This window comes from Coprobacter sp. (assembly GCF_982436375.1).
Genome location: NZ_CEWDCG010000229.1, coordinates 1 through 4268, shown reverse-complemented (window position 1 = coordinate 4268; position 4268 = coordinate 1). Strand labels below are relative to the sequence as shown.

The 4268-nt window shown below is 38.7% G+C and carries 7 protein-coding genes; 4 read left to right on the top strand and 3 right to left on the bottom strand.

All coding sequences use genetic code 11. The annotated features are described in order from the left end of the window. Positions 1 to 278 precede the first annotated feature (278 nt). Genes AC1WHX_RS10865 through AC1WHX_RS10855 form a run of 3 tightly spaced genes read left to right on the top strand, consistent with a single transcriptional unit; the run spans position 279 to position 2433 of the window. A complete protein-coding gene (locus AC1WHX_RS10865) occupies positions 279 to 758 on the top strand; it encodes a DUF4494 domain-containing protein (RefSeq protein ID WP_009318714.1) in 480 nt (159 codons plus the stop codon). A 2-nt stretch (positions 759 to 760) separates the two neighbouring features. Further along, the gene (locus tag AC1WHX_RS10860; protein ID WP_481229337.1) at positions 761 to 1432 is read left to right on the top strand and encodes a YggS family pyridoxal phosphate-dependent enzyme; all 672 of its coding nucleotides are present in this window, start codon (positions 761 to 763) and stop codon (positions 1430 to 1432) included. 20 nt (positions 1433 to 1452) lie between these two features. After that, positions 1453 to 2433 (top strand): dihydroorotate dehydrogenase-like protein, encoded by a 981-nt coding sequence (locus AC1WHX_RS10855; protein WP_022601723.1) that lies wholly within the window; start codon positions 1453 to 1455, stop codon positions 2431 to 2433. Positions 2434 to 2847: 414 nt separating this feature from the next. Here AC1WHX_RS10855 and AC1WHX_RS10850 read toward each other — a convergent pair whose 3' ends face one another. Next, a complete protein-coding gene (locus AC1WHX_RS10850) occupies positions 2848 to 3174 on the bottom strand; it encodes a hypothetical protein (protein ID WP_278585124.1) in 327 nt (108 codons plus the stop codon). 2 nt (positions 3175 to 3176) lie between these two features. Between AC1WHX_RS10850 and AC1WHX_RS10845 the strand changes: the two genes are divergently transcribed. Continuing rightward, positions 3177 to 3437, top strand: a complete 261-nt coding sequence (locus AC1WHX_RS10845; RefSeq protein WP_278585127.1) for a hypothetical protein — start codon at positions 3177 to 3179, stop codon at positions 3435 to 3437. A 25-nt stretch (positions 3438 to 3462) separates the two neighbouring features. On the opposite strand, the gene AC1WHX_RS10840 is transcribed toward AC1WHX_RS10845, so the two are convergent. Both AC1WHX_RS10840 and AC1WHX_RS10835 read right to left on the bottom strand, forming a co-directional pair. Then, a complete protein-coding gene (locus AC1WHX_RS10840) occupies positions 3463 to 3696 on the bottom strand; it encodes a hypothetical protein (RefSeq protein WP_278585130.1) in 234 nt (77 codons plus the stop codon). 92 nt (positions 3697 to 3788) lie between these two features. Beyond that, a partial coding sequence (locus AC1WHX_RS10835) for a hypothetical protein (protein WP_481229336.1) occupies positions 3789 to 4268 on the bottom strand: 480 nt, incomplete at its 5' end.

Genomic DNA, 4268 nt, shown 5'->3' with positions numbered 1-4268 from the left:
CGATTTGTATTGCTTTTAACAATTGCCCTGTAAGGGAATGAATGTGCATTAGGGTTTGTTCTCCGCTATCCAATTGATAGGGTAATGTAATTTTGATTATTGCCGGATTAGGGTATTCCGATTTATTTCATTTTATACAAATATAAGAGATTCTGTATTAAAAAATCTTACTTGATACTTTAATTTTTGTATCTGTCTGTAAATTCAATCGAAAATGGTATCTTTGTTATACGATACAGAAGATTTTGATATTTTCTCGTATTTGCAGATAATAATTAATGAACGAGGTAAATAAAATGAGTACTTGGTTTGAATGTAAAGTAAAATACGATAAAATGATGGAGAACGGCATGCAGAAGAAAGTTACCGAACCTTATATGGTCGATGCTCTTTCTTTTACCGAAGCCGAAGCTCGCATTATAAAGGAAATGACACCTTTTATTTCGGGCGATTTTTCTGTCGCTAATATTAAGAGAGCCAATATCAGCGAGTTATTTTTTGATGAGACGGGTGATAAGTGGTTTAAATGCAAAGTCAATTTTATTACGCTCGACGAAAAGAGCGGTGCGGAGAAGCGGACAGCGAGCTATATGCTCGTGCAGGCACAGGACTTGCAGAAAGCTTTGGAAAACCTGTTGGAAGGGATGAAAGGTACTATGGCCGACTTCGAAATAGCTGCTATTAACGAAACGCCTATTATGGACATATATCCCTATGCGGCTGAAGATGAAGACCTTCCTCCTGTTGCAGAATCTTAGATATGAATATTGTTGCAGAAAATATAGAGCGGGTAAAGCAAACTCTTCCTTCGGGGGTGAGATTGGTTGCTGTCTCCAAATTTCATCCGGTAGAGATGATACGGGAGGCATATGATGCCGGTCAACGACTTTTCGGAGAGAGTAAAGTGCAAGAATTGCTTTCTAAAAAGCCTGTTCTGCCGGAGGATATAGAGTGGCATTTCATAGGACATTTGCAAACGAATAAGGTGAAGCAGATCGTACCGTTTGTTTCTATGATACATAGTGCCGATAGTCCTAAATTGCTGCAAGAAATAAATAAGGCGGCGGAAAATGTCGGGCGTGTGGTTTCATGTTTGTTGCAAATACACATTGCCCGAGAAGAAAGTAAATTCGGTTTTTCTTTTGAGGAGTGCCGTGACTATCTCCGGTCGGGAGCATGGAAAGATCTTCTCCATGTGCGGTTTTGCGGAGTAATGGGAATGGCTACATTTACAAATGATTGTAAACAAATAGAATCGGAGTTTCTATCACTCCGTAGTTTTTTTGATGAAATAAAGAAAGACTATTTTCCCGAAGATAGTTCGTTTTGTGAAATCTCTATGGGGATGTCCGATGACTATCTTTTGGCGGTAAAAGCCGGAAGTACGCTGGTACGCGTGGGAAGTCGTATTTTCGGGGAAAGAGTATATTAAAAATCTAAACTTACCATTATATGGAAACACTACAGACTGCATATGCCGGACTTACATTGCGTAATCCTCTCATTGTCGCAAGTTCAGGGTTAACAAATAATATAGATAAAATTAAGGATCTTGAAAAGGCCGGGGCAGGAGCTGTTGTCTTGAAGTCTCTTTTTGAGGAGCAGATACTTGATCAGGCAGATCATGTTTTGTATCATTCGGCGGATTATCCCGAAGCGTATGATTATGTGCAAAATTATGTGCGGTCGCATAGGATAGAGGAGTACCTGACGTTGATACGTGAAGCCAAAGCTTCGTGTTCGATACCGATTATTGCCAGTATTAATTGTTATGATAATGGGAGTTGGGTATCTTTTGCACGTGATATGGAGGCAGCCGGAGCAGATGCGATAGAGATTAATATTTTAAAAATAGCGACGGTATTAGACGAGAAACCCGGTGAATATGAAAAGCTGCATACCGATATTTTGAAAGCGATTAAAAATGCGGTGAAAATTCCGGTTACGGTAAAAATGGGACAACGTTTCAGCAATATTGTAGCGGTCGTCAACCAACTGAAAGCAAATAATGCAGATGGTGTGGTATTGTTCAATCGCTTCTATCAGCCTGATATTGATATACATAAAATGCAATTTACCTCTGGAACGGTATTCAGCAGTTCTTCTGATTTTAGCAATACGATGCGATGGATCGGAATCGTGTCGGGACAAATTCCTAATTTGTCTTTGGCGGCTTCTACCGGAGTTCATGAGCCGGAAGCGGTAATTAAAGCTTTGCTGGCAGGGGCTTCGGCTGTAGAACTTTGTTCTGTCTTATATCAGCATGGAAACGGTATTATTATGCAGATGCTTACTATTCTTGAAGAGTGGATGCAAAGTCAGGGGTTTAAGACGATAGGAGAATTTAAAGGATTGCTTAATTTTAAGAATGTTCCCGACCAATCGTATTATGAGCGAGTACAATTTATGAAATATTTTTCTAATCGGGATTGATTGTTCATCATGTTAGAGTTGAGGTATGAAAGAAGTCCTTGATCGATAAGTAAGATATGAAGGTGAAAAACCGGAAGTTAGTAACTGTTTATCATTTATTAGCTTCCGGTTTTTTGTTCCTGTTATCGGTGAAGTCGGTTATATATTGTTCTCTCGGCCGGAAAATTCGATATGTTTTATTGTGTCGATCCATATAGAAGCTGTCTAAGTTTTACTTGGGTCAGTTTTGAAAGTTTCTTTCGAGGTTATTTTTCTGTTTTCCCTTGTCAGATAGCAAACTATCTGACAAGGGAAAATGGGAAAAAGACCGGAAGAAAACGCAAAGATGAGCTGATCATATTTTTGTTGGAAAATTTAGATAGGTTCTAAATCTGACCCGATAATATTTTCTTATCGGAAAATTTAAACGGGCTTTTATTCAAATGATGTTTTAGGAACAATATTGTATTGTCCTTTTATCGGCTTCCAACGATACTCTCCATTCTCGTCCAGCACTGCTTTTTCAAATCCGTCGAGTTTTCCGTTTCGGTAACAACGACGATATATTCCGAAAACTCCTTTTAAGCCTTCATTTTTTAAATAGCGTTGTATAAAATTCTGTTCTTGAGGTTTGTGTTTCTTTTGGTCTATATGAAAGTCTCTGTTTGCGTTTTTTAAACTTCCTTTATTTATAGCTTGAATCATTTTCTCCTGATCTTCTATCGTTATGTAATATTCGGTATCGGGAGTAAAAGTGGCCATCAATGAATTATTTGTATTTTTGCGGTCTTTTTGAGACTCTGCGAATACCCACATATCTCCCGGGGAAGGAGAGGATGGACGGGGACCGGGATATCGATCGGAGAGTATCCGCACTTAATCCTGTCGGATTTGGAGTCAGATATGGTTCGATAATGCGAAGGAAATCGGGGTCGGAAATGCTGTCGCGCGGAGCGTTCGGGGCGGTTATCGGCAAGCTGAATTTGCCGGATTGTGTTTGCGTTTGTTTTGTCGGATTCTTTTGAGGTATTCTTTTTTCCACATTTTGCATTATCCGGTTAAACGGATACGGAAGAACGGACCCGGGTGTGATCGGTGGTTGGAAAATTCGGATATTTGCTTCATAATTTTTAGGGCGGGAGTAAGGTGTTGTTTCCATGAGAGATGCTTGTCTTCTGTCGTTTCTTTCTTCATTTTCCTCGTCATCCAGATCCCAAACGGATGTTTTTTAGGAATAAGTTCGCCTGTGAGTAGTGAAGGAACCCATGTAATACGATCTTTCATAAACTGATTATTTTTTTAGTTAAGTGAATTATGAAAGCAAATGTAAATACGCTGTTTTATGATATGATGCGATAAATATAAAAATGAATCGGTTATTTGATTTTGATGCTTTTTACGATGTCGTTCATCACAGTTTTAGCCCGTTCGGTCATAAGGCTGTCATGAGGAAAATAAAGTTGAATATCCAAAGAGTTTTTTTGAAGATACATGATTGCATAATGAATATCTACACCATTATTTATTCCTAAAGAAAGTATATACGGGTCGGATATATATTCGACTTGTAATACGCAAATAAAATTACTGTCGGGATATTCTATATAATCATATAGTTCCCGATTTTCCGGTTTTCTCTGCCATTTTTTTGTGTTAATGTCGGAATATTCTCTTAAGTTGAAATACAATTCCATAATTTCCTCGGGATTATCGGCATTGCAAACGTATGCTGAAAAATAGTTTTTAAGATCTTTATCCAATTTCTTCCACGGGCTTGCGGTGCGCTGCTCTTCAAATCCCAGAGGAATTACAAGACTGACCTCTTCTCCTTCGGGCGTAGTGAACGAAAACGGAGT